The sequence below is a fragment of the Collinsella sp. AM24-1 genome (assembly GCF_003470325.1).
Classification (GTDB): domain Bacteria; phylum Actinomycetota; class Coriobacteriia; order Coriobacteriales; family Coriobacteriaceae; genus Collinsella.
In genome coordinates this window covers 2,946-3,929 of record NZ_QRHM01000012.1, presented here as the reverse complement: position 1 = coordinate 3,929, position 984 = coordinate 2,946, and the positions used below count along the sequence as shown (strand labels likewise).

Here is a 984-nt window from a genome sequence, read left to right as displayed (position 1 = left end):
CGCAAACCAATCTATTAGCCAAAACTCGTTGGCAAGCCCGCGTCGTCAGACCCGCGGCGCATGCCTTTGCCTCGCGCGACCCTGCGAAGCCGTAAGCGAGAGGGAAAGGGATGCGCCGCGGGTCTGACGCCCGGAGCGGTGAAACCAGCAGTTGCCCCGCGCTCCGCAGTCGGTGAAAGCAGATCACATACCCGCGAGACCTCGAGCTGCGGTGGCACACATAAACGCCAGGACTAGGATCACGAGTGAGCCCGCGATGTCGACCAGCACGCCCATTGCGCGACGCTCAAACAGCCAGCTCTCAAAGTGCGGAGCGACGTTGCGCCAAACACGCCACAACAAGATGCCCATACCGATGACGCCCGGGATATTGAGCAGTAGGATCTCGGAGCACAAAAGACCGATCAGGTTGCCGGCGGCAAAACCAGCGTCGCCCTCGCAGTATTTGCGATAGACCATGTATAGCATGTACGCCGCAAACGGCTGCAGGCACGCAGAGATAAACGTGACCACCATCGAGGGGTCCTGCGAAAAGACATCGGTGAGCTTATCCACGCTCGTGGCGTCCTTCGAGGCCAGGAACAAACCGATGACCACCACGGGCACCACACCCAAGATGACCTCGACCATCGTGAACAGCTTGGCAGTCAAGTCCTCACTCGCCGAATTCAAATGAGGCGCCCACTCAGGATGAGCATGCGCACCGGCTTTCTTCTTATCGGCACGCTCTGCCTTGCCGCCCTCAACAACCCGACGCTCAGGATCCTTACGAGTCCCAGCAGCAGCCACCCGAGCCCGAGATTTCTTACCCATAACCAACACCTCACAAGAGGAAACGAATAGCCAACGCTACCCAGTGTACCCCCTAAGCAACATCACCGCCCCAACTGGCCCCATACAAAAACGTGCCGCCCCAAAAGGGGCGGCACGCAAACCAATCTATTAGCCAAAACTCGTTGGCAAGCCCGCGCCGTCAGACCCGCG

1 protein-coding gene is annotated in these 984 nt (G+C 59.3%); it reads right to left on the bottom strand.

The window, feature by feature from the left end; genetic code table 11:
* Positions 1 to 183: 183 nt before the first annotated feature.
* Complete coding sequence (locus tag DW661_RS05940) at positions 184 to 813, bottom strand: hypothetical protein (protein WP_147356425.1); 630 nt, start codon at positions 811 to 813, stop codon at positions 184 to 186.
* Positions 814 to 984 lie beyond the last annotated feature (171 nt).

Bases quoted from the DNA above. Each gene is read 5' to 3' on its own strand.
- DW661_RS05940 (WP_147356425.1), bottom strand. From the start codon at position 813: ATGGGTAAGAAATCTCGGGCTCGGGTGGCTGCTGCTGGGACTCGTAAG.